At 61.7% G+C, this 23,623-nt stretch carries 21 protein-coding genes; 15 read left to right on the plus strand and 6 right to left on the minus strand.

Translation table 11 applies throughout. From position 1 onward, the window contains the following. Positions 1 to 7 precede the first annotated feature (7 nt). Complete coding sequence (norR, locus tag E4P32_RS06650; protein ID WP_116432695.1) at positions 8 to 1,579, minus strand: nitric oxide reductase transcriptional regulator NorR; 1,572 nt, start codon at positions 1,577 to 1,579, stop codon at positions 8 to 10. A 177-nt stretch (positions 1,580 to 1,756) separates the two neighbouring features. Here norR and hmpA point away from each other — a divergent pair, with 177 nt between their 5' ends. Both hmpA and E4P32_RS06660 read left to right on the plus strand, forming a co-directional pair. Then, positions 1,757 to 2,938, plus strand: coding sequence for an NO-inducible flavohemoprotein (gene hmpA, locus E4P32_RS06655; protein ID WP_116432694.1), 1,182 nt, complete (start codon positions 1,757 to 1,759; stop codon positions 2,936 to 2,938). Positions 2,939 to 3,033: 95 nt separating this feature from the next. Continuing rightward, the gene (locus tag E4P32_RS06660; RefSeq protein ID WP_116432693.1) at positions 3,034 to 3,444 is read left to right on the plus strand and encodes a hemerythrin domain-containing protein; all 411 of its coding nucleotides are present in this window, start codon (positions 3,034 to 3,036) and stop codon (positions 3,442 to 3,444) included. Positions 3,445 to 3,456: 12 nt separating this feature from the next. Here the strand turns inward: E4P32_RS06660 and E4P32_RS06665 are convergent, their stop codons facing one another. Continuing rightward, on the minus strand, positions 3,457 to 4,905 hold the full coding sequence (locus E4P32_RS06665; RefSeq protein WP_116432692.1) for a PLP-dependent aminotransferase family protein: 1,449 nt from the start codon (positions 4,903 to 4,905) through the stop codon (positions 3,457 to 3,459). A gap of 238 nt (positions 4,906 to 5,143) precedes the next feature. Between E4P32_RS06665 and E4P32_RS06670 the strand changes: the two genes are divergently transcribed. The 8 genes from E4P32_RS06670 to E4P32_RS06705 all read left to right on the plus strand — a co-directional run bounded on the left by E4P32_RS06670 (position 5,144) and on the right by E4P32_RS06705 (position 15,810). Beyond that, positions 5,144 to 5,584 (plus strand): carboxymuconolactone decarboxylase family protein, encoded by a 441-nt coding sequence (locus tag E4P32_RS06670; RefSeq protein ID WP_016832519.1) that lies wholly within the window; start codon positions 5,144 to 5,146, stop codon positions 5,582 to 5,584. A 25-nt stretch (positions 5,585 to 5,609) separates the two neighbouring features. Continuing rightward, complete coding sequence (locus tag E4P32_RS06675) at positions 5,610 to 6,029, plus strand: cupin domain-containing protein (protein WP_167735653.1); 420 nt, start codon at positions 5,610 to 5,612, stop codon at positions 6,027 to 6,029. Between the two features lie 142 nt (positions 6,030 to 6,171). After that, entirely contained in the window at positions 6,172 to 8,874 is a 2,703-nt protein-coding gene (locus E4P32_RS06680) for a DNA translocase FtsK (protein ID WP_116432691.1), read from the plus strand. Positions 8,875 to 9,208: 334 nt separating this feature from the next. Continuing rightward, positions 9,209 to 10,381, plus strand: a complete 1,173-nt coding sequence (locus E4P32_RS06685) for a 4-hydroxybenzoate 3-monooxygenase (protein ID WP_116432690.1) — start codon at positions 9,209 to 9,211, stop codon at positions 10,379 to 10,381. A 27-nt stretch (positions 10,382 to 10,408) separates the two neighbouring features. After that, positions 10,409 to 11,767 carry an MFS transporter gene (locus E4P32_RS06690; RefSeq protein WP_116432689.1) on the plus strand — a complete coding sequence of 453 codons (1,359 nt, stop codon included), beginning with the start codon at positions 10,409 to 10,411 and terminating at the stop codon, positions 11,765 to 11,767. A 48-nt stretch (positions 11,768 to 11,815) separates the two neighbouring features. Then, entirely contained in the window at positions 11,816 to 13,417 is a 1,602-nt protein-coding gene (gene mdlC / locus E4P32_RS06695) for a benzoylformate decarboxylase (RefSeq protein ID WP_255419408.1), read from the plus strand. Continuing rightward, positions 13,417 to 14,868 (plus strand): aldehyde dehydrogenase, encoded by a 1,452-nt coding sequence (locus E4P32_RS06700; RefSeq protein ID WP_116433858.1) that lies wholly within the window; start codon positions 13,417 to 13,419, stop codon positions 14,866 to 14,868. Before mdlC ends, E4P32_RS06700 begins: the two co-directional genes overlap by 1 nt. 9 nt (positions 14,869 to 14,877) lie before the next feature. Further along, complete coding sequence (locus tag E4P32_RS06705) at positions 14,878 to 15,810, plus strand: 2-dehydropantoate 2-reductase (protein WP_116432687.1); 933 nt, start codon at positions 14,878 to 14,880, stop codon at positions 15,808 to 15,810. Positions 15,811 to 15,830: 20 nt separating this feature from the next. Here the strand turns inward: E4P32_RS06705 and E4P32_RS06710 are convergent, their stop codons facing one another. Together E4P32_RS06710 and E4P32_RS06715 are read right to left on the minus strand one after the other, a co-directional pair. Next, complete coding sequence (locus E4P32_RS06710) at positions 15,831 to 17,162, minus strand: MFS transporter (protein ID WP_116432686.1); 1,332 nt, start codon at positions 17,160 to 17,162, stop codon at positions 15,831 to 15,833. A 175-nt stretch (positions 17,163 to 17,337) separates the two neighbouring features. Continuing rightward, on the minus strand, positions 17,338 to 17,976 hold the full coding sequence (locus E4P32_RS06715; protein ID WP_116432685.1) for a CYTH domain-containing protein: 639 nt from the start codon (positions 17,974 to 17,976) through the stop codon (positions 17,338 to 17,340). Positions 17,977 to 18,304: 328 nt separating this feature from the next. On the opposite strand from E4P32_RS06715, the gene E4P32_RS06720 reads away from it, so the two are divergent. Next, entirely contained in the window at positions 18,305 to 18,826 is a 522-nt protein-coding gene (locus E4P32_RS06720) for a hypothetical protein (RefSeq protein WP_116432684.1), read from the plus strand. A gap of 92 nt (positions 18,827 to 18,918) precedes the next feature. On the opposite strand, the gene E4P32_RS06725 is transcribed toward E4P32_RS06720, so the two are convergent. Further along, on the minus strand, positions 18,919 to 19,122 hold the full coding sequence (locus E4P32_RS06725; protein ID WP_116432683.1) for a hypothetical protein: 204 nt from the start codon (positions 19,120 to 19,122) through the stop codon (positions 18,919 to 18,921). A gap of 157 nt (positions 19,123 to 19,279) precedes the next feature. On the opposite strand from E4P32_RS06725, the gene E4P32_RS06730 reads away from it, so the two are divergent. Beyond that, positions 19,280 to 20,071, plus strand: a complete 792-nt coding sequence (locus E4P32_RS06730) for an alpha/beta hydrolase (protein WP_116432682.1) — start codon at positions 19,280 to 19,282, stop codon at positions 20,069 to 20,071. A 4-nt stretch (positions 20,072 to 20,075) separates the two neighbouring features. On the opposite strand, the gene E4P32_RS06735 is transcribed toward E4P32_RS06730, so the two are convergent. Further along, positions 20,076 to 20,936 (minus strand): LysR substrate-binding domain-containing protein, encoded by an 861-nt coding sequence (locus E4P32_RS06735; RefSeq protein ID WP_116432681.1) that lies wholly within the window; start codon positions 20,934 to 20,936, stop codon positions 20,076 to 20,078. A 142-nt stretch (positions 20,937 to 21,078) separates the two neighbouring features. Between E4P32_RS06735 and phnD the strand changes: the two genes are divergently transcribed. The 3 genes from phnD to phnE are packed head-to-tail and all read left to right on the plus strand — an operon-like array spanning position 21,079 to position 23,605. Next, positions 21,079 to 21,951 carry a phosphonate ABC transporter substrate-binding protein gene (gene phnD / locus E4P32_RS06740; RefSeq protein ID WP_116432680.1) on the plus strand — a complete coding sequence of 291 codons (873 nt, stop codon included), beginning with the start codon at positions 21,079 to 21,081 and terminating at the stop codon, positions 21,949 to 21,951. Further along, entirely contained in the window at positions 21,948 to 22,757 is an 810-nt protein-coding gene (phnC, locus tag E4P32_RS06745; protein WP_116432679.1) for a phosphonate ABC transporter ATP-binding protein, read from the plus strand. Before phnD ends, phnC begins: the two co-directional genes overlap by 4 nt. Next, positions 22,754 to 23,605 carry a phosphonate ABC transporter, permease protein PhnE gene (phnE, locus tag E4P32_RS06750; protein ID WP_116432678.1) on the plus strand — a complete coding sequence of 284 codons (852 nt, stop codon included), beginning with the start codon at positions 22,754 to 22,756 and terminating at the stop codon, positions 23,603 to 23,605. The genes phnC and phnE overlap by 4 nt, the downstream gene beginning before the upstream one ends. Positions 23,606 to 23,623 lie beyond the last annotated feature (18 nt).

Below are 23,623 nucleotides of genomic sequence, written 5' to 3' on the forward strand. Positions count from 1 at the left end.
ATCAGCGCTACTTCAAACCAAGCCGCTTCGCCATCCGGTTGAGATTGGCTCGGTCCACGCCCAGTTCGCGCGCGGCGGAGGCGACATTGCCGCCGTTGCGCACCAGGCAGGCGCTGACCAATTTACGCTCGTAGGCGCTCACGGCGTCGCGCAGGCCGCTGCCGTTCTGCAGGTCCAGCTCGGACTGGACCTGTTCTTCAAGCGACGCCTCATGCGATGACAGAGCGTTCGCCTTCTCATTGGACAGATCGAAATCCTCAGCCGCCAGCGTCAGGATGCGCGGCCGTTCGGGATGCTTGCCGAGCGCCTTGAGCGCGGTGCGGGCGATCACGTGCTCCAGCTCGCGCACATTGCCCGGCCAGCGGTAATTGAGCAGCACTTCCTGGGCCTCGGTGGCCAGGCGCAGGCTCAGCAAACCCAGCCGGAAACGGTTTTCTTCCAGGAAAAATCCGCTGATCAGCAAAATATCGTGGCCGCGCTCGCGCAACGGCGGCGCTGCCAGCGGATAGACGCTGAGGCGATGGTAAAAGTCGGCGCGATAGCGGCCCAGCTGCACTTCTTCCTCCAGATCGCGGTTGGTGGCGGCGATCACGCGCACGTCGACCTTGTGCTCCTCGTCCGAGCCGACGCGCTGGATCTGGCCGCTTTGCAGTGCGCGCAGCAACTTGGCCTGCACCGTCAGCGACAGTTCGCCCACTTCATCCAGGAACAAGGTGCCGCCGTCGGCCAGCTCGAACTTGCCGCGCCGGTCGCTGACCGCACCAGAGAACGCCCCGCGCACGTGGCCGAACAGTTCGCTCTCGACCAGGGTTTCCGGCAAGGCGGCGCAGTTGAGGCTGATGATGGGCTTGCGCGCACGCGGCGAGGCGGCGTGGATGGCGTTGGCGACCAGCTCCTTGCCGGTGCCGGTTTCGCCGGTGATCAGCACAGTCATGTTGCTCGGCCCGGCCAGCCGCACCTCTTTCATCATGCGTTTGTGGGCGGGACTCTGGCCGATCAGCTCGCGCCGGCTCTGGTTGGCGGCGAGCCGGTAGGCTTCGGCGCGCTGGCGCTCCTGCTCGCTGGTCTCGGCCAGGCTGTGGATGCGTTCGGCGACGTTGACGGTGGCTGCGGCCAGACTGGCGAAGGCCTGCAATGAGGCGGTGTCGACCGAGTCAAAGCGGCCGGGACCGAGCGCATCCAGCGTCAGCAAACCCCAGGGACGGCCGTTCATGGTGATCTGGCAGCCCATGCAATCGTGCACATGAAGTTCGCCGGAGTGCGCCTCGACCAGACCATCGTAAGGATCGGGCAAGGACGAGTTGGCCGGAAAACGCGTCGGCGGCACGTTCGACAACAGCACCCGAAAGCGCGGATGTTCGCTCACGCGGAAACGCCGGCCGAGCGTGTCGCTGCTCAAACCATTGATCGCCAGCGGCACCAATACTTCGCCGTCGAGCCGCAACAAGGCGGCGGCGTCGCACGGAAACAGCATGCGCAGCGTGTCCAGCAGGCGGCGATAGCGTTCGCTGTCGTGCAACTCCTTGGACAAATCGGCCATCAACGGAATCAATGCGTCCAACATGAGCTTTGGAGTCATTTTTACCCTTATTGAGTCGTTATGACTCGGGTCGATTCGACTCGGTCATTTTTTAAGTGACTGATTATAAAAGATTTTCAGTCTGGCATGGAGTTTGATTAAGAAGGGATAAGAAGACACAAAAAACCGAGGATTTTTGACCTCGATCCCGCTTGTTCAACCCTGAAAGGTATCGCCATGCTCTCCGACGCCCACCGCGCCATCGTCAAATCCACCGTACCCCTGCTTGAAAGCGGCGGCGAAGCCCTGACCACGCACTTCTACAAGATGCTCATGCGCGACTACCCGCAAGTCATCCCTCTGTTCAACAAGGCCCACCAAGGCAGCGGCGATCAGCAGCGCGCATTGGCCAACGGTGTGCTGATGTACGCGCGCCATATCGACCAGCTCGAACAACTGGGCGGCCTGGTCAGCACCATCGTCAACAAGCACGTCGCACTGCAGATCCTGCCCGAACATTATCCGATGGTGGGCGATTGCCTGCTGCGCGCCATCCGCGAAGTGCTGGGCGCCGAAATCGCCACCGACCAGGTCATCGAAGCCTGGGGCGCCGCCTACGGCCAACTGGCCGAGATCCTGATCGGCGCCGAGGAAGGCATCTACCAGGCTACCGAAAAGGCCGACGGCGGCTGGCGCGGCCTGCGCAAGTTCGTCGTGGTGCGCCGCGTCGACGAGAGCGAGGAAATCACCTCCTTCTACTTCGCGCCGGAAGACGGCAAGGCCATCCTTGAATACCACCCGGGCCAGTACATCGGCCTGTGCGTCACCGTCGATGGCGAGGAAATGCGCCGCCAGTACTCGCTCTCGGCCGCGCCGAACAGCAAGATGTACCGCATCAGCGTCAAGCGCGAGCCGAACGGCAAGGTTTCCAACTTCCTGCACGACCAGATGACGGTCGGCAAGCAGATCGACCTGATGCCGCCGTCGGGTGAATTCACCCTGACGCAAAGCGAACGCCCGCTGGTGCTGATCAGCGGCGGCGTCGGCATCACGCCGATGCTGGCGATGCTGGACGCGGCGCTGCCGAGCAAGCGTCCGGTGGTGTTCATCCACGCGGCGCGCCATGGCGGCGTGCATGCCTTCGGCAAGAAAATCGCCGACCTGGCGCAGGAGCATCCGCAGCTGCAGCACTACGTCTGCTACGAGCAACAGCGTGAACAGGACAAGGCCCCGCATGCGATCGGTTACATCGACCGCGACAAGCTGGCCGGCTGGCTGCCTGAATCGATGGACGTGGACGCCTATTTCGTCGGCCCCAAGTCCTTCATGAAGGCCATCAAGCGCCATCTGCATGAGCTGGGCGTACCGGCAGCACAGGCCCGTTACGAGTTCTTCGGCCCGGCTTCTTCGCTGGATTAAACGCTGAATCAATTGTTTGCGCCGGGCTGCATGCGGTCTGGTGCCGATTTCAGCTTCAATTTCAGTGTCAATTTAAGTTCGTTGAGAGAAACACCATGGACATCGACAAATACAAACACCAGCACACTGTCATCTTCGACAACATCCGCAAGCTCAAGGAGTTTTCCCATTTGGGCATCGCCGAACACGCCGCCGACATCGCGGCGCAGGTGATCAAGATGAGCTCCGTCATCAAGCTGCACCTGTCGATCGAGGACAAATTCCTCTATCCCGCCTTGCAAGAGGCCAACAATCCGCGCCTGGCCATGATGGGCAAGCAGTATCAGCATGAAATGACGCACATCGCCGAAGCCTATGGCGAATTTGCCCGCAAATGGAACGATGCCGGCCATGTGGCGGCCGATCCGGACGGTTTCCGCAGCGAAGCCAACAAGGTGCTGAAAGTCCTGTTCGACCGCATGCAGCGCGAGGACCGTGATTTTTATCCGATGATCGAGAAAGTCTGAGCCGGACCAGGCTCAGTTGCCAAGTTCTTCCAGGATCGTCTTCACCCGCCCCAGCGCCGTCTCGATGTCGAGCGACTCGATGGCGCCATAGCCGAAGAACAGCGCCGGCTCCGGCTTGACCCGGTAGTAGAACTCGTCCAGCGTGTACAAGGCGACGTCGACCCGGCGCGCCAGCCGCAGCAGTTGCGTCATGTCGACCTCGGCCGTCATCTGCGCCGCCAGATGGAAGCCGGCGTTGGTGGGCACCGCGCGCATCCAGGGTTTGAGACTGCCGTTGAGGGCTGCATGCAGCTTTTCGCGCCGCGCGACGTAGATGCCGTGACAGCGGCGGATGTGCTTTTGCAGGTAGCCTTCGTCGATGAACCTGGCCATGGCCCATTGCGTCATGGTCGGCGTATGCCAGTCCGACAGGCCCTTGACCACGGTCATGGCGCGCAGAATCGCCGGCGGCGCAATCACGTAGCCGACGCGCAACTCCGGATTCATCGATTTGGAAAACGTGCCGACAAACGCCACCAGCCCATCCTGATCCATGCTCTGCAGTGAATCCATCGGCCGCCCTTCATAACGGAATTCGCTGTCGTAGTCGTCTTCGATGACGATGGCGCGCAGTTCCCGCGCGCGCGCCAGCAAGGCCGTGCGCCGCGCCTGACTCATCGGCATGCCGAGCGGAAACTGATGCGCCGGAGTCGTGTAGATCAGCCGCGTGCCGTCCGGAATCAGATCGACCTGCATTCCTTCGCTGTCCACCGGAACACTCTCCACCGTAGCTCCCTGCGCCGAGAACAGCATGCGCGCCGGCGGATAACCGGGATCTTCCACCGCCACCATACTGCCCGGCTCCACCAGCACGCGTGCGATCAGGTCCAGCGCCTGCTGCGCACCATTGGTCACCAGCACGTCGGCGGCCGTGCATTGCACGCCGCGGGAGAACGAGACATGCCGCGCAATCGCTTCGCGCAATGCCGGCAGGCCTTCGGTCTCGGCATAGAAGCCGCGCGATTCGGCGATCTGGCGCAAACCGTACTGCACACACTGGCGCCACTCTTCCTGCGGGAATTGGCGGCGCACCGGGATGCCGCCCATGAAATCGTAGTGCGAACGGGTTTCCGGGCCGACGTGGCGCATCAGTAGCGGGAACGACTGATTGAGCCAGTGCGCGATCAGTTTGCCGGAGGCCAGGTCGTCGCTCTCGAAGCGCTTCGGCTTGGCTTTCGGTTCGGCCGGCGCATTGACGAAGGTGCCACTGCCGGCGCGTCCCACCAGCAACTTGTCCAGCGTCAGGCGGCTATAGGCTTCCGATACGGTCTTGCGCGACAGGCCCAGTTGCGTGGCCAGCAGGCGCGACGGCGGCACCTGCTCGCCCGGCGCCAGGCGACCGCTCTGGATGGCGTCGCGCAGCTGGCGATACACCTGGCCGGCCAGATCCTTGCTGCCTTCGATGACGATATGCAATTCCATGCGGCGTCTGCTCCCTGATGCTTTTTTTGTTTGCTGTTCGTTGTTTTGTTCTTCCTCAGCGATTCTAGCCGGGCGATCAAAAGTGGTCTCCTGTTTTTTCGAGGAATTGGTTATCCGCGACAGGGAGTGGTCTCCTTATGATGACGTCACTGGCTAAGCAAACACGCAATACCGCCAAGACGATTTTCACTGACTGACTTACTTAACTTACTTAACTCACTTATCAAGGAGCATCACCATGGAACAACGCGTCGATTTCTACAAAGCCTCCCCTGAAGTCCTGAAGGGCATGATCGCCCTCGAAAACGTGGTCGGCAAGCTCGGCCTCGAAACCTCCCTGCTGGAACTGGTCCGCCTGCGCGTGTCGCTGATCAACGGTTGCGCCTTCTGCGTCGACATGCACACTGCCGACGCCCGCAAGGCCGGCGAAACCGAGCGCCGTCTCTACGCCGTGCCGGTCTGGCGCGAAACCCCGTTCTTCACCGAACGTGAACGCGCCGCCCTGGCCTGGAGCGAATCGCTGACCCTGATCTCGCAAACCGGCGCTCCCGATGAAGACTACGCCCTGGCGCGCGCCCAGTTCACCGATGCCGAACTGGTCAATCTGACCCTGGCCATCAACACCATCAACGCCTGGAACCGTTTCGCCATCGGCTTCCGCAAGATGCCTGTTGCCTGAAACAGCGACGGACAAGGAGCCTGACATGCGATTCATCTCTACAGCGAAAAGCGCGCTGCTGCTTACTCTGCTGGCCCTGGCGGCCGGTGCAGGCGCCCACGACGGCAAACATGGCGACGAGGTCGTCACGCCCTTGCAGCATCAGGCCCTGTCCGATGCGCCCGGCAAAAGCGGCGTCATGGCGGTCGTCGCCTACGGTCCGGGCCAAAGCTCGGTGGCGCATCGCCATCCCGGCTCGATCTTCGCCTACGTACTGGAAGGCGAGGTCATCTCGCAGTTGCAGGGCGGCGCACCGGTGACTTACAAGGCAGGCGAGTCCTGGTACGAAGCACCGGACACGCCGCACCTGGTGTCGCGCAACGCCAGCGCCACCAAACCGGCGAAGTTGCTGGTCTGGTCGCTGGTGCAGGACGGCAAGCCGTTGACGGTGCCGCTGGAAAAGTAATCATCCCGGCCCGCAGTCCCGCTCTCTGATTTTCTGGAAAGCGGGATTTTTTTCGTCCTCGCTCGCAGTGTTTTTTCAGCTTTCCTTCGGGAAATTTGCGCCAAGTTTCAGATTCTGTCCCGGCTTCCTGTAAACTTGCGGGATGCGCTTATTTTTACTTGACTGGTTTGGCTGGTCGTTCTTGTGGATACTGCCCCTGCTGGGCAGAGTTTTACTGTCTTTGCTGTCCGGAAAAGGCCTGCGCGGACGCGGTTCGATCCGCATCTGGCTCGGCACCCTGGCCGTCCTGTGCGCCAGCAGCGCAATCGAGGCCATGCTGCGCTCGCAGGGCGATACCGTATTGGAAACCGACCTCTTCGGCCAGGCGCTCGCACGCAACGTCACCCTCGCCTTCGGCAAACTGATCGCCGTTATTGCCTTGATGACAACAGGATTGATCGGCCTGTTCTGGCTGTTCGGCCGCCGCAAGGCCAAGGTCGACCTCGACGTCGACACCAGTTCCCTGCCGTTGCAGGCGTCGGTGCCGCGCCGCACCCAGTCCAATATCGCTCCCACCATCCGCAACATGCCGGCAGCGCAAGCGCACCGTCCTGCGCCAGCGCAACCAAAACCGCCTGCCGCACCCGCTGCAGCTGCTTTTGGCAACCTGACGCGCAAGCGAGATCCGTGGCCGCTGCCCAACGAACTGCCGCGCGCTGCCAATCCTGCCGGCAACTGGCCGGGCACTGCCCAGCAAAAAGCTGAACCACCCAAACGCCCGGCGCGTCCCGCCTCCGAATGGGCGGCATTTGAATCGCTGCGGCCGACGCAAGCGATGCTGGCGCGTTCGACTTCCAGTCAGCAACCAGAAACTCCGGCTCCGGCCCCGGCTCATAGTGCGGCGCCCAAACCGTCCCTGGCCACTAGCCTTATCAGCAAACCGAAGATCACGCCCATCGCAGGCAGCACCACCAAGGTCCGCATCAGCACCGCCAGCGATCGCAGCCAGGCGATTCCGACTTCGCTGAGCGCTTCGTTGCGTGCGCAGGAGCCGGCAGCGCCGGTTGCTCCGACTCTTACACCTAGTCTCATACCAGTCATGCCGCCGGCTGCGCCTCAGACCGTCGCCTTCCATGCCCCCGAGCCGGAACCGGAAGTCATCACGGCACCCGAGCCATTCAACATCATCGACACCCGTATTGAACCGGACGTCGCCGAGATCCCTGAGCCTGTCTACACGACCCCGGCACCGGCTTTGCTATCCGAAGAGCCTATCCAGGAGCCTGTCGTCGCCCCCACCGCAGCTGCGCCCATGCAGATCCGCACCTGGACGCAAGCGCCGGCGGCTCCCATCCCAGCCCCTGCAAGGCCTTATCGCCCGACCGAGGTTCCCCTGCCCGGCATCGAACTGCTCGACCAGGGCAGCGACATGCCGGTCGAGATGGACGAAAATCAGCTCCTGGAAATCGGCCAGTTGATCGAACAGCGCCTCAAGGAATTCAAGGTCCCGGTCACCGTGCTGGGCGCCTACGCCGGGCCGGTCATCACGCGTTTTGAGATTGAACCGGCGCTGGGCGTGCGCGGCGCGCAGATCGTCAACCTGATGAAGGACCTGGCGCGCGCGCTCGGGCTGACCTCGATCCGGGTGGTGGAAACCATTCCCGGCAAGACCTGCATGGGTCTTGAGTTGCCCAATCCCAAGCGCCAGATGATCCGCCTGGCCGAAATCATCCAGTCCGAGGCCTACGTACGCTCGGCCTCGCACCTGACGCTGGCGATGGGCAAGGACATCACCGGCGTCCCGGTGGCGACCGACCTCGCGCGTGCGCCGCACATGCTGGTGGCCGGCACGACCGGCTCCGGCAAGTCGGTGGCAATCAACGCCATGATCCTGTCGCTGCTGTACAAGGCCACCCCCGACGACGTGCGCCTGATCATGATCGATCCGAAGATGCTGGAACTGTCGGTCTACGACGGCATCCCGCACTTGCTGGCGCCGGTCGTGACCGACATGAAACTGGCCGCACATGCGCTGTCGTGGTGTGTCGCCGAAATGGACAAGCGCTATCGCCTGATGTCGGCGCTGGGCGTACGCGGCCTGGCCGGCTACAACCAGAAGATTGCCGACGGCATCGCCGCCGAGAAGCGCGTGAAGAATCCGTTCTCACTCACACCGGATGCACCTGAGCCGCTTGATCCGTTACCGATGATCGTGGTCGTGATCGACGAATTGGCCGACCTGATGATGGTGGCCGGCAAGAAGATCGAAGAACTGATCGCCCGTCTGGCGCAAAAGGCGCGCGCCGCCGGCATTCACCTGATCCTGGCAACGCAGCGGCCTTCGGTCGACGTCATCACCGGCCTGATCAAGGCCAACATCCCGACGCGCGTGGCCTTCCAGGTGTCGTCCAAGATCGACTCGCGCACCGTGCTGGACCAGATGGGTGCCGAGACGCTGCTGGGCCACGGCGACATGCTGTTCCTGCCGCCGGGCTCGGGTTATCCGCAGCGCGTTCACGGCGCGTTCGTGTCGGATGAAGAAGTCCACCGCGTGGTGGAACACCTGAAAGCCCACGGCGAACCGCAATACGAAGAAGCCATCCTGGCCGGCCCAGCCTCGGAAGAGCCGCTGCAGAGCGACATGTTCGGCGAACCCGGTGATGAGGCCGATCCGCTCTACGACGAAGCGGTGGCCTATGTCACCCGCAGCCGGCGCGCCTCGATCTCGTCGGTGCAGCGCCAGTTCCGCATCGGCTACAACCGCGCTGCGCGTCTGGTGGAACAGATGGAAGCAGCCGGCATCCTGTCGTCAATGTCCAAGAGCGGCGGCCGCGATGTGCTGGCGCCGCCGCCACCGGATCTCTGACCTGCTGAACTGTTGATCTGTTAAAAATCAGCGTGCATGTGCAATGCATGCACGCTGATGTTGATCGTTACCTTTCCCCTCCTCTCCCGAATCGATATTTTTTCTTTCGAATAGTCGTCGGTAAATTCACCCGCATTCACATTTTTTTCGTTTGGGCGTTTATCGCGCATGTTGGGCGATAAACGGCTGTCACGGCGGCCCGCGCATTGATTCACGCGGTGGGACTCCCTATGATCTGTTGCATTCAAAAAAGAACATTTCATAAAAACGATTGACGGCGAATCCCGGATGCAAGGCTGCCAAGTCTGTCCGGGCGTTGCCTCAAAGGAGACCCATGTCAACGCAAGTCGCCATCATCGGCGCGGGCCCTGCGGGCCTGCTGCTGTCCCACCTGCTGCACCTGCAGGGAATTGAATCGGTCGTACTGGAAACCCGCAGCCGCGTGGAAATCGAAGCCACCATCCGCGCCGGCGTGCTGGAACAAGGCACGATGGATATCCTCAACCAGAGCGGCGTCGGCGCCCGTATGCAGCGCGAGGGTGTGGTGCATCACGGCTTTGAACTAGCGTTCGGCGGGCAACGGCATCGTATCGATCTGACGGAACTGACCGGCCGCGCCATCACCGTCTATGCCCAGCACGAAGTCATCAAGGACCTGGTCGCGGCACGACTGGCGGCCAATGGACAAATCATGTTTGAAGTCAGCGACGCCGCACTGCATCAGATTGATACCGACACGCCGTCGGTCACCTACCGGCACGCGGGCGAACCGCGCCGCCTGAAAGCCGATTTCGTGATCGGCTGCGACGGCTTCCACGGTGTCTCGCGACCTGCAATGCCGACCTCGCAACGCCAGGACTTCCAGCGGATCTATCCATTCGGCTGGTTCGGCATCCTGGTCGATGCGCCGCCCTCGTCAAATGAACTGATCTATGCCCGGCATGAACGCGGCTTTGCGCTGGTCAGCACCCGCTCGCCCCAGGTACAGCGCCTGTATTTCCAGTGCGATCCCAATGACGACGTCAATCGGTGGTCGGATGACCGTATCTGGTCGGAGCTCAACATGCGCCTGGCCAATCAAGACGGCTGGCGACTCAAGGAAGGAAAGATTTTCCAAAAAAACATCATCGGCATGCGCAGCTTCGTCTCGACGCCGATGCAGCACGGCCGTCTGTTCCTGGCCGGAGACGCCGCCCACATCGTGCCGCCGACCGGCGCCAAGGGACTCAACCTGGCCGTCTCCGATGTGCGCCTGCTGGCGCGCGCACTGGATCGCTTTTACACCACCGGCAAGCAGGATGCGTTGCACGACTACACCGACACCGCTCTGAAACGTATCTGGCGCGCCGAACATTTTTCGTGGTGGATGACCAGTCTGTTGCACACGTTCAAGGAGGCCTCTCCGTTTGAGCAGCAATTGCAACGCGCTGAACTGGACTATGTCGTCAGTTCGCGGGCAGCGGCAACGGCGCTGGCTGAAAACTATGTCGGACTGGCGTTTGCCTGATTGCCTGATTGCCTGAGCGGAGGAAAAATGAATACAACGACTACACCTGTAAATGCGTTCATCGATATCGGAAAGACGCTCGACGATGGACTGTATACGACCATGCAGAAAATCGTGGTCTGCCTGGCGGCGCTGTCGATCGTGCTGGACGGTTTTGACGGCCAGCTGATCGGCTTTGCGATCCCGGTGCTGATCAAGGAATGGGGCATCACGCGCGGCGCTTTTGCGCCGGCGGTGGCGGCCGGCCTGATCGGCATGGCGATCGGCAGCGCATGCGCCGGCTTGTTCGCGGACCGCTTCGGCCGTCGCTGGGCCGTGATCGGCAGCGTGTTCGTCTTTGGCGCTGCCACTTGCGCCATTGGACTGGCTCCCGATGTCTTCACCATTGCGGTGCTGCGCTTCATCGCCGGCCTGGGAATCGGCGGCGCCCTGCCCAGCTCCACCACGATGACGGCTGAATTTACGCCGACGCGCTATCGCACCGTGGCCGTCACCGCCACCATCGTTTGCGTGCCGCTGGGCGGCATGCTGGCGGGCCTGTTTTCCAGCGTGGTGATTCCGGCCTACGGCTGGCGCGCCTTGTTTTTCATCGGCGGCGCATTGCCTCTGGCAGTGACCGTGCTGTTGCTGCTGACACTGCCGGAGTCGCCGCGCTATCTGGCGCATCAGCGGCATCGTTGGCCCGAGTTGCGGAAGCTGCTGGCGCGGCTGTCCAGGCCGGTGCCTGCCGATGCGACATTTATCGATGCCGCCGAGCAAAAGAATGAACAGCGTGAAGGTTTCAGATCTCTCTTCGGCACGCACAAGACGCGCGATACGCTGGCGCTGTGGGCGGCATTTTTCATGTGCCTGCTGGCGATCTACAGCGCCTTCAGCTGGCTGCCGACCATGCTGGCCGCAGAAGGCCTCAGCGTCAGCATCGCAGGTTCCGGACTGACCGCCTACAACCTCGGCGGCGTCATCGGCGCCTTGAGCTGCGCGGTGGCGATCACACGCTTCGGCTCACGTCTGCCCTTGATTGCCTGCGCTGCGGGCGGCGTCACCAGCGCCGTGATCTTGCTCAGCATTGATGCGTCGAACCATACCAATATGTTCATCTTCGGGCTGGGCGTGCATGGGATGTTCGTCAATGCGGTCCAATCAACCATGTATCCACTGTGCGCCTACATCTATCCAACCAATGTACGCGCCACCGGCACCGCGTCGGCGCTGGCCTTCGGACGCATCGGCGCCATCCTGAGCGCTTTCGCCGGCGCGACCATCATCACGGCAACCGGCGCAACCGGCTATCTGGCGATGCTCGGAACGGCCATGGCCTTCGTACTGATCGCGCTGGTCGTGGTGCGGAATCACATCCCGCGACCTGCATCGACAAAGCCGATCTGAGTCTCTTGCTTGCTTTCCCACCCTTCATTGCCAACAGGAGAATGTTCCGTGAGTCTTCCATCCCCTACTGCTCCAACTGCTCCAACTACCGTCCGCGACGCCGTCATCGATCTGATGCGCCAATTCGGCATGACCTCCGTATTCGGCAATCCCGGCTCAACCGAACTGCCGATGTTCCGTAATTTCCCCGAGGATTTCCGTTATGTGCTGGGCTTGCAGGAGGCCGTTGTGGTCGGCATGGCCGACGGCTATGCACAAGCCACCCGCAACGCATCACTGGTGAACCTGCACTCGGCCGCCGGCGTCGGCAACGCCATGGGCAATATCTTTACCGCGCACAAGAACCGGACGCCGATGGTCATCACCGCCGGCCAGCAGGCGCGTTCCATTTTGCCTTTCGATCCTTTTTTGTCGTCAGCACAAGCGACCGAACTGCCCAAGCCCTACGTCAAATGGAGCATTGAACCCGCTCGCGCCGAAGACGTCCCCCTGGCCTTCGCCCGCGCCTATTACCTTGCAATGATGCCGCCGCGCGGGCCGGTCCTGATCTCGATACCGGCCGACGACTGGGATCGCCCGGCGGAACTCCTGTCCGCGCGACGCGTCAGTACCGAGCTACGCGCCGAGCCATTGCTGCTCGACCAGATCGGCAGCACGCTCGACGCCAGTCGGCGCCCCGCCTTCGTGGTCGGCGCCGCGGTTGATCGCGACAACGCGTGGGACGCCGTCGTACAACTGGCGGAAAAACACAACGCGTGTGTCTGGGCGGCGCCGATGTCGGGGCGCTGCAGTTTTCCGGAAAACCATCGCCTGTTTGCCGGCTTCCTGCCCGCAATGCGTGAAAAAATCGTGCAGCTGCTTGAAGGACATGACTGCGTCTTTGCACTCGGCGCGCCTGCATTCACCTATCACATCGAAGGCAGCGGCCCGCACATCCCGGCAGGCGCCACACTTTGCCAGCTTACCGACGATCCGGCTACGGCCGCTTGGACACCGCTGGGGACCTCGGCGCTGGGCAGCATCCGCCTGAGCGTGCTGGACCTGCTGGCGCGGCCGTCCCAGCCCAATCGTCCGTTGCCCGTCGCGCGCGCAATCCCGCCGCGGGCAGAGCCGTCCGAAGTCATCTCCGTCGCCTATGCGTTGCAGACCTTGTCCGAGGTCAGGGTAGCAACCGACATCGTGGTGGAAGAAGCGCCGAGCGCACGATCCGTCATGCAAAAGTATCTGCCGATCACGCGCAGCGAGGGCTTCTTCACGATGGATAGCGGCGGTCTCGGCTATGGCATGCCGGCTGCGGTCGGGGTCTCCCTGGCCAAGCCAGGCGCACGCATCATCGGCATCTTCGGCGATGGTTCCAGCATGTATTCGATCCAGTCGTTATGGAGCGCAGCGCAGGCCAAATTGCCGATGACGTTCATCATCCTGAACAATCGCCGCTACGCGGCCTTGCAAGACTTTGCGCCGGTCTTCGGCTTTGCCGACACTGACGTCGTGCAAGGAACCGAACTGCCTGCCATCGATTTCGTGGCGCTGGCCAACGGCATGGGCTGCAACGCGGTGCGCGTATCGGAAGCATCGACACTGCGCGATACCTTGCTGCAGGCACTGAGTTCAGCCACTCCCATGCTCGTGGAAATCGAGGTGGCATGATGCACACCATCACGATGTCAATCAACGGCGAACGCACCGCAGCCCGCAACGGCGCCACCTTTGAACGCCGCAATCCCCTCGATGGGCAAGTCGCGACCCGCGCCCCGGCTGCCATGATCGACGATGTCGTTCAGGCAGTCGAGGCCGCAGCCGCGGCATTTCCGGCCTGGTCGGCAACCGGTCCGGGAGAACGCCGGGCGTTGCTGATGAAAGCGGCACAGGCGCTTGAGGCCAAAGGGAACGCATTCGCCGCCGCCATGGCCGCCGAAACCGGTGCATCGGGCATCTGGGCCAGCTTCAACGTACATCTCGCCGCCAATATCCTGGTCGAAGCGGCCGCACTGACCACGCAGATCAGCGGCGAGGTGATCCCGTCCGATCTGCCCGGCAATCTGGCGATGGGCATTCGCCAGGCTGCGGGCGTGGTGCTGGGCATCGCACCATGGAACGCGCCCGTCATTCTCGGCGTGCGCGCCATCGCGGTGCCGCTGGCCTGTGGCAATACCGTGGTCCTCAAAGGCTCCGAATTGTGCCCGGCCACGCACGGCCTGATCATTGATGCGATGCAGGAAGCCGGCTTGCCCAAAGGCGTAGTCAACTTCGTCACCAACGCACCGGCCGATGCTGCCGCCGTAGTGGAGGCGATGATCGCGCATCCCGCAGTACGCCGCATCAACTTCACCGGCTCGACCCGGGTCGGCAAAGTCATTGCCCGGCATTGCGCCACCTACCTGAAGCCCGCCGTGCTGGAGCTGGGCGGCAAAGCGCCGTTGTTGGTGCTGGATGACGCCGACCTGGATGCGGCAGTCAACGGCGTCACGTTCGGCGCTTTCGCCAATTCGGGGCAAATTTGCATGTCCACCGAACGCATCATTGTCGATCAGCAGATTGCCGATGAGTTTGTCCGACGCCTGGTCGCGAAAGCCAGCACATTGCCGCTCGGTGATCCGCGCGACGGCCCGGTGGTGCTTGGCGCAGTCATAGACCAGACGACGGTCATCCGCTGCAATGCACTGATCGACGACGCCCTCGCCAAAGGCGCCACGCTGCTGTGCGGCGGTAAAGCCGACAGCACACTGATGCCGGCCACCCTGCTGGACCACGTCACGCCCGACATGAACATCTACAGCCAGGAATCCTTCGGCCCCGTCAAGGGAATAGTACGTGTCAGCGGCGACGACGCCGCCATTGCCTGCGCCAACGACAATGAGTATGGCTTGTCGTCCGCCGTATTCAGCCGCGACACGGCACGTGCGTTGCGTGTCGCCCAGCGCATCGCTTCCGGCATTTGCCATATCAACGGCGCCACCGTCCACGACGAACCGCAGATGCCGTTCGGCGGCGTCAAAGGCAGCGGCATCGGTCATTTCGGCGGCAAGGCCGGCATCGACGCCTTTACCGATTTGCGCTGGATCACGGTGCAGACCACGCCTCGCCACTATCCATTCTGAAAGTCACCAATGAACAAAATCATGATTGTCGGCGCCGGCGCCATGGGCTGCCTGTTCGGCGCCAGGCTCGCGCTGGCCGCCTACGACGTAACGCTGATCGATGTATGGCGTGAACATATTGACGCCATCAATACCGCCGGATTGAAACTTGACGCGGACGACGGCGAACAGACCGTGCGCATCAAGGCGGGCCATGCCGGGGACGTCGCTTTCCGGCCGGATCTGGTCATTGTGTTTACCAAAACGCTGCATACGGCGACAGCCCTCGAATCCGTTCGTCATTTATTCGGAGAGCAAACCCACCTGCTCACCTTGCAAAATGGATTGGGCAATGTTGAAACACTAGGCAGATTCGCCACGGCTGAACGGATAATGCACGGTGTCACCAACTATCCCAGCGACCTGAAAGGTCCCGGCCACGTGTCATCGCATGGCACCGGCTATATCCGTATTTATGGTGCGGACGGTCAATGCACCGATGCCCACAGGGCGACAGCCGATGCTTTGTGCGCGGCCGGATTCAATTGCACCCTGGACGTGAATGTCGAGCGCGCCATTTGGGAAAAGGTGGCCTTCAATGCCGCGATGAACAGCCTGACCGCCGTCACCGGCATGACGGTCGGCGAAGTCGGTGCGAGTACGTCCGGCCCGTTGCTGGCCAGGCAGATCGTCGCCGAAACAGCCAACGTGGCCCGCGCCAAAAACATCGTGATCGACGCGGACGCGATCTGGCAATCGATCCGCACCGTATTTGTCGAACACGCGCGACACAAGCCTTCGATGCTGCAGGATATTCTGCAGGGACGGGCTACCGAGATTGAGTCCATCAACGGCGCCATTATTGCCACGGCGCGCGCTCACAACGTCCCGGCGCCTGTCACTGAAACGCTGTGCCATCTGGTGCGCATGATCGAACAAAAACCGGCCGCCTCGCCTGGCTAGTCAAGTCAGACGATCAGAATCTATTTTCCCAGCCGGGCGGTCTTGCTGATGAAGGCAAAAATCATCACCGTCGCCATCAATTCGACAATGGCGATGGTGGTCAGGCCTTTGCCGTATTGCCCGGTGGTGGTTTTGAGATAGCCCAGCAGCTGCGGCGAAAAATACCCAGCCAGATTGGCCACCGAATTGATCACCGCCAGGCCGACCACGATCGCCGTACCCGACAGGAAACGTCCCGGCAATTGCCAGAACACCGGGATCGCGCCCATCGTGCCGGCCGATGACAGCGCCAGCGCGAACACCACGCCTGCGGCGCTCTTCTCGCCCAGGAAATACGCCGCCAACAGCAAGCCCAGCGCGCCGATGGCCGCCGCCACGGCGGTGTGGATGCGGACTTCCTTGTTGCGGTCCGAAAGATAGCCGTTGAGCAGCATCCCGAACCAGCCGCAGCAATAAATCCCGCCCATTACCCAGCCCAGCGTCTTGATGTCGGTGAAGCCGACTTCCTTCACCAGGCTCGGGCCGTAATAGACCAGCGTGGCGTTGCCGGCGATGATGCAGAAAAACACGGCGATCAGCGCCCACATGCGCGCACTGCGCAGCGAAGCGAAGAAGCTGTGCTCGCGCGGACCCAGCGCCTGGTCTTCGGCGGCCAGTTCGATTTCGACATGTTCCTTTTCTCGCTCGCTGAGCCAGTGCGCATCACGCGGACGATCGGTCAACAGGAAATACGCCGCCACACCGGCCAGGATCGACGGAATACCTTCGATCACGAACAGCCATTGCCACCCTTTGTAGCCGCCCATGCCCTGCGACAACTCCATGATGTAAGCCGCCAGCGGGCTGCCGACCACCAGCGACACCGCCGAGGCCGACACGAAAATCCCCAGCGCCTTGCCGCGCCGGTGCGTCGGCAGCCAATAGGTCAGATAGAGGATCACGCCGGGTTGCAGGCCGGCTTCAAACGCGCCCATCAGGAAGCGCAGGAAATAGAACTGCGTCGCCGTCTGCACCCACGCCATCAGCACGCAGGTGATGCCCCAGCCGATGGTGATGCGCATGATGGTCTTGCGCGCGCCGAATTTTTGCAGCGCCAGGTTGCTCGGCACTTCGAAGATGAAATAGCCGATGAAGAAGATCCCGGCACCGGCGCCATAGACAGCGTCCGACCATTGCAGGTCGCTCATCATGGTCAGCTTGGCGAAGCCGACATTGACGCGGTCGACCCAGGCCAGGAACCAGATCAATGTGACGAACGGGACGATGCGCCAGATGACGCGACGGAAGGTGACGTCGCGCTCTTCCGTGGCGTTGTCGATGTGGGCAGGCGCGGCTGCGGCGATGGTGTTCATGGGCTCCCCTGTCTTGGATGAATCGAATCCGTGACGGCACCTCGATTTGCACCACTGCTGTGCAAATCAGCGAAGTTTGCCGTCCTGTTCCAGGCAAGCAGCATCCATGCCACTGCCGGAACGGGACCTCATCCGAATGTCGGGGAAAATTGTTGGAAAAAACTGTTGAGAGAGACTATAGCGAGCTGCCCCGGTCCGGAAAGCGCAAGGCAAAGCCTCGCTGCGCCTTGCTGACATTGCTCGGCGCCAGGGGAATCGCCTGCCGCAGCGCCTGCGAAAACGCCAGCAGCTCATCGGTCTGACCCGATTTCAGTTCCAGTTCAATCTCGCAGATCGGCAGCGTGCGACCGCCCGCTTCGACCACGCCCTGGTCGAGCGCCAGTTCAACTTCAGTGCCCTGCGGCAGGCGCAATTGCCATGCTGTACGGCGAAAACTGGTGGTGAAGACTGCCTCCAATTGCGCTGCCAGCCCGGGCAATTCCAACGCGGCGCGGGCAGCCGGGTTGTCGACCAACGGCAGCAGTTGGTCCAGCGCAATCTGCGGACCGGCCACTTCGCATTCCCATTCATGGCGTTGATGCAGGCCCGCCGCGACGCTGCCGCCGCCCTTGTAAGTCTGGATCCACAATGCTCCGGCCTTGCGCACGCGCAGCGCCGAGCGGTGCTGCTTCAGATGCAACGCAGGCGTGTCGAAATAGGTGCTGAACAGGTCTTGCGATTCCGGCGCCGCGATGGCGTGTTGCTGCAGCAAGGGCAAGGCGCAGAAAGCCGCCACATCTTCGGTGGCGATAAGTAATTTGAGTTCGATTTCCATGGCCGGGAGTTTAAACTCATTTCATCAATAGGCGTGAGATGCGTTCTTCCCAGAAAGGGTGCTGGCAAGGCGTGCGACGCGTCGTGTGCCCAGGCACACGCAAGGAGCGCAACGCGGCCAGCGCCCTTTCTGGGAAGAACCCGGAGGGAGCGGCCTGTTTGGGCGATCTGCTGCGTTACGACCCGGAGTCAAGACGCCCAGTCTTGACTCCGGGTCGCGCCTTGCATCTCATCCCAAACAGGGCAAGCTCGCACTCACGCCTATTGGTGAAATGAGTTTATCTGCAAACCTGTCGTATCATGGCGGACTTTGCTTCATTGAGTCCCTCATGTCCGACCTCGTACCCGAATCCCCCGATACTGAAGAACCCGCCACCGACATTTCCGACGTGATCCAGGAGCCGCGCCTGTGGCGCGATGAAGGCTGGACCGCGCGCATCATCAAGAACGACGACGATGACGGCTGGGCAGTGGAGATGACGCGTGAAGGCGAACGCGAACCGACGCTGATCGGTCCGTGGACCATGGGCCGCGACAAGAAGAACCCGAAACCGATGGACAAGAACGCCTTCAACACGCTGGTGAAGACGGCCTCGGAATTCCGCCGCCGCAGCGAGCAGCAATTGCATGCGCAATTGCACAAGCACGTGACTGTCGACGGTCCGGAAGGCAGCATCAAGGTGACGCTGGATATCGTGCCCGACGACGACTTTCCCTACGCCGACCTGAAGGCCTGGGACGAGATGGGTGAGATGCTGGCCAAGGCGCAGGTCGCGCCCAACTTCAAACTGAGCGCCGCCAGCGCTGAACGCTGGGTTGAAGGCGGCTATCGCAAGCCGACATCAGGTTAAGAACGCAGAGTCTTGACGCAATAAAATCCTGATCCAATAAAAAACGGCAGACGAAAAGTCTGCCGTTTGAGTTTGCGCGCTTCTTTATTCTGTCAGACCCGGTAAATCTTTTCGCCGGTCTGGACAATCTTGAATTTGGCGTCCGACAAGGGATCGAGCGCGCGGCCGTCAGCCAGCTTGTAGGTCTTCCCGGGCGGAGCGGCCTTATCTGCTTCTTCCAAGGCCGTCTCGTACACCTCGACGTGATAAGCGCCTCCTGTCTTGCCTTTGGCGTCAAATTTTTCAACCAAATCCATATGCGTCTCCTCGTGGTTTTCAGGTCAGTGCTGCCTATAAAGATAGCAGATTTATTTTTCTGTGCGACAGAGATTTGCAGATATTTATAAGGCATTCCCACCGCATCGTGAAAACATGGAAAACTAGCTGTTCTTCCGACTCGCCCACCCGGTCCCGATGCCTTTCCTTACGAACAACAAACGACAACAAATCCACTACGAAATCATCGAAGGCGATCAAGCGAAACCCTGGCTGGTGTTCCTCCACGAAGGTTTGGGTTGCACTGCAATGTGGAAGGATTTTCCTCAACGTTTGTGTATGGCGACGGGCTGTCGCGGACTGCTTTACGACCGTCTCGGCTACGGCCTTTCCGATGCACTGCAACAAACCCGCGCAACGGATTATCTGCATCGCTATGCGCTAGACGAACTGCCGGAAGTGCTCGCCGTCTTGTTGCCTGGACAAGCCTATATCCTGATCGGTCATTCCGACGGCGGCAGCATCGCCTTGTTGCATGCCGCACAACGTCCGCCCCTGCTGCAGGCGATCGTCACCGAAGCGGCGCACGTGTTTGTCGAACCGGTGACGCTGGAAGGCATCCGCGTGGCCGACCGCGCCTATGCCGACGGCAAGCTCAAGGGCTTGCAAAAATATCATGGCGACAAGACTGAGCAAATTTTCAAGGCCTGGTCCGACACCTGGCTTACGCCGGCCTTCGCCGACTGGAACATCGAAGCCGACTTGCCGCGTATCGCCTGTCCGGCGCTGATCATGCAAGGCGTCGACGATCAGTACGGCACGCCGGCTCAGGTTGACGCCATCGCCGCAGGCATCGCCAAAGGAGACGGACCGGCTGCACACAAAGCCATGCTGCCTGATTGCGGCCACAGCCCGCATCAGGAGCAGCCGCAGGCGGTGCTCGACCTGATGCACGATTTCATCCTGAAACGCATGGCCGCCGCAAATTGAACATTTACAGCGTCGCCACCTGCTCCAGGAACGACGCCACCAGCCGGCTGTCCTTGCGATCGGCCAGGCAATAAATGTAGGTATGCGTGCTGACGGGGTTTCCTTCGATCCGCAGCAATTTCAAGCGTGGATCCGGCACGAACTCCGCCTCCGACACCGCCCCCAGCCCGATGCCGCGCGCCACCGCCTCACGCAGCGCTTCGCGACTGCCGATTTCCATCACTACGCGCGGCATGACGTCGGCTTCCTTGAGTACTTTCTCCAGCGTCAGCCGGGTGGTTGAGCCCTGCTCGCGCATCACCATCGGCTGGCCGTGCAAATCCTGCAAGGTGATCGAATCGCGCTTCGCCAACGGATGGTCGATGTGGGCAAACACCACGATGGCGTGGTCGGCATACGGCACCGCCACGAAACGCGGATCGTCGTTAAAGCTGGCCAGCACGGCGACGTCGGTGACGTAGTTTTCCAGATCGGCCATGGTCTCGGCCGAATTGCCCATGCGGATCGACAGCTCGACATTGGGAAACTTGCGGCGATAGGCGTCGACCATCTCAATCACGTGGAACGGCCCCACCGCACCCAGCTTCAGGTGGCCGATGTTAAGCACGCCGGAGTTGTACAACAGGTTGTAGGCGTCAAGTTCGAGCTCGGCGATCTTCTGTGCGATCGGCAACAGGCGCTGGCCGGTGTCGGTCAGGTCAAGCCGGCGACCGCGCCGGTAGAACAGTTCGACATTGTGCTGGCGCTCCAGCGCCTGCACCTGCGAGGTCAGCGTCGGCTGGCTGACGCCGAGCGTGCGCGCGGCGGCGCTGAAACCCCGATTACGGGCCACGGCGAGGAAAGCGCGAAGTTGTGAAGGCGTCATCTATAGATCCAATCAATAGGTAATCGTCAATCTCCTGATTATATCGATAACAAAGGCGTCACAAAACCTCCTTAACCTAGCGGTCATGAACACAAGCCCGTCCTCCACAGGACGGACCTCACTCACCGCCGCCAGGAGCATCATGAAACGTCTCTCCGCCCTTTTCCGTCCTTTGGCCTTGTGCCTTAGCCTGATTTCCGCAAGTTCCTCATTCGCCGCCCAGCCACAACAGCTGACCGTCGGCCTGATCCCCGCCGAAGACTCCCAGGCCATGCTGGAAAACAGCAAGAAGGTCATCGACAGCCTGCAAGAACAATTGGGCATGCCGGTCAAGCCTTTCATCGCCACCGACTACAACGGCATCATCGAAGCGCTGCGCTCGAAGAAGCTCGATGTCGCCTACCTCGGCCCGTTCTCGTATGTGCTGGCAACCTCGATCGCCAACGTCGAAGCCTTCTCCGTGGCTGAAACCAAGAAGACCGGCAAGAGCGCCTACAAGAGCCTGATCATCGTGCGCAAGGACAGCGGCATTGACAGCGTCGCCGCACTCAAGGGCCGTACCATGGCCTTCGTCGATCCATCGTCGGCCTCCGGCCATCTGTTCCCGACCGCCGGCCTGCAAAAGCAAGGCGTTGAACCGAACAAGTATTTCTCCCGCGTGATCTTCTCCGGTTCGCATGACGCCAGCATCCTCGCCGTCGCCAACAAGAAGGTCGACGCCGCCGCCGTGGCCGACCGCATCCTGGCCGCCGCCATCGCCAAGGGCGTGGTCAAGCAAAGCGACTTCAACATCGTCTGGACTTCGCCGGACATCCCTGAGTCGCCGATGGTCTGGCGCAAGGATCTCGATCCTGAGCTGAAGAAGAAGATCGCCGCCGCTTTCGCCAACATCAAGAACGTCGAATGGGGCGACCAGGGCGTGCTGAACGGCTTCGTGCCGACCAATGACGCTGCCTACAACGTCGTGCGCGACACCGCCAAGATCCTCAATCTCGACCTCAAGGCAATGAAATGATCAAGATCCGTTCGCTCACCAAGCAATACGGCAGCAATGCCGTGCTGCGCGGCATCGACCTCGATGTCGCTCCCGGAGAATTCCTGGTCGTGCTGGGACCGTCCGGCGCCGGCAAGTCGACCTTGCTGCGCTGTATCAACGGTCTGGCCACGCCGACTTCCGGTGAACTGGTGGCGGCCGGATTCGACGCCACCGATGCGCGCAACGGCAACATCCGCAAGTTGCGCCAGCAAGTGGCCATGATCTTCCAGCATCACAATGTCGTGCCGCGCCTGTCAGTGCTGAAGAACGTACTGACCGGCCGGCTCGGCCAGACCTCGACGCTCGCCTCTGTGCTGCAATTGTTCAGCCGTCAGGACATTGCGCTGGCGATGGATTGCTTGCGCCGCGTCGAGCTGGAACACAAGGCGGAACAACGCACCGATGCACTGTCCGGCGGCCAGCGCCAGCGCGTCGGCATCGCCCGCGCCCTGGCGCAGCGTCCGCAAGTCATCCTGGCTGACGAACCAGTCGCCAGCCTCGACCCGAAAACCTCACGCCTGGTGCTGCAATACCTGCGAGCGGCCTGCCGCGAACTCGGCATCACCGTGGTCTGCAACCTGCATCAGGTCGACTACGCCCGTGAATTCGGTGACCGCATCGTCGGCCTGGCCGGCGGCAAGCTGGTGTTCGACGGTCGCGGCGACGAGCTGCGCGAGTCGCACCTCAATCTCATCTATTCCGGGCTGGATCAGGTCAAGGCGCAGGACGAAACATACGTCGCGCGACAACCGTCGGAAATGGTCCTGGAAGGAGCCCTGTCATGAGCACGCCCTTGTCTACTCAAATGGACCGCGCCAGTTACCACGACTACGTCTGGACCGGCGCCCGCCCGCTGACCCTGCGCTCCTGGCTGCTGTCGATCGCCGCCGTGGCCGCGGTCGCCTTCATCCTCGCCTGGAGCGCGCAAGGCACGCAACTGAGCTGGGGCGAACTGGCCGACGGCCTGCCGCAGATCGGCGACTTCCTGAGCCGCTCCTTCCCGCCCAACTGGAAGATCCTCGGCAATCTGGTCGGCCCCGCTGTGGAAACCGTCCAGATCGCCATCTGGGGCACGCTGCTGGGCGTGATCGGCGCTATTCCCGTGTCCTTCCTGGCGGCGCGCAACCTCAATCGCAACCGCGTCGTCTATCAGGCCGTGCGCCAGATGCTCAACGTCACGCGCAGCATCAACGAGCTGATCCTGGCGCTGGTGTTCGTCTCCGCGGTCGGCCTCGGCCCTTTCCCTGGTGTATTGGCGCTGGCGCTGCACGGCATCGGCATGGTCGGCAAGTTTTTCGCCGAAAGCATCGAGGAAATCGACGACGGCCCGCTGGAAGCCCTGCGCGCCACCGGCGCCCGTCCGCTGCAGGTAATCGTCTTCGGCGTGCTGCCGCAAGTCATCACCGCCTGGATCGCCACCGTGCTGTACCGCTTTGAAGTCAACCTGCGTCAGGCCACCGTGCTCGGCATGGTCGGCGCCGGCGGCCTCGGTTTCGAACTGGTCAGCAGCCTGAAGCTGTTCAAGTACCAGGACACCGCCACCTGCATCGTGGTCGTGACGCTGATGGTGGTGGTTGCCGACACCATCTCCAGCCGGTTACGCCAGATGATCCAGGACGGCAAGACTCATTAATTTCGTAGTCTTATATTT

It is taken from the genome of Herbaspirillum sp. 3R11 (assembly GCF_004563925.1).
Classification (GTDB): domain Bacteria; phylum Pseudomonadota; class Gammaproteobacteria; order Burkholderiales; family Burkholderiaceae_D; genus Herbaspirillum.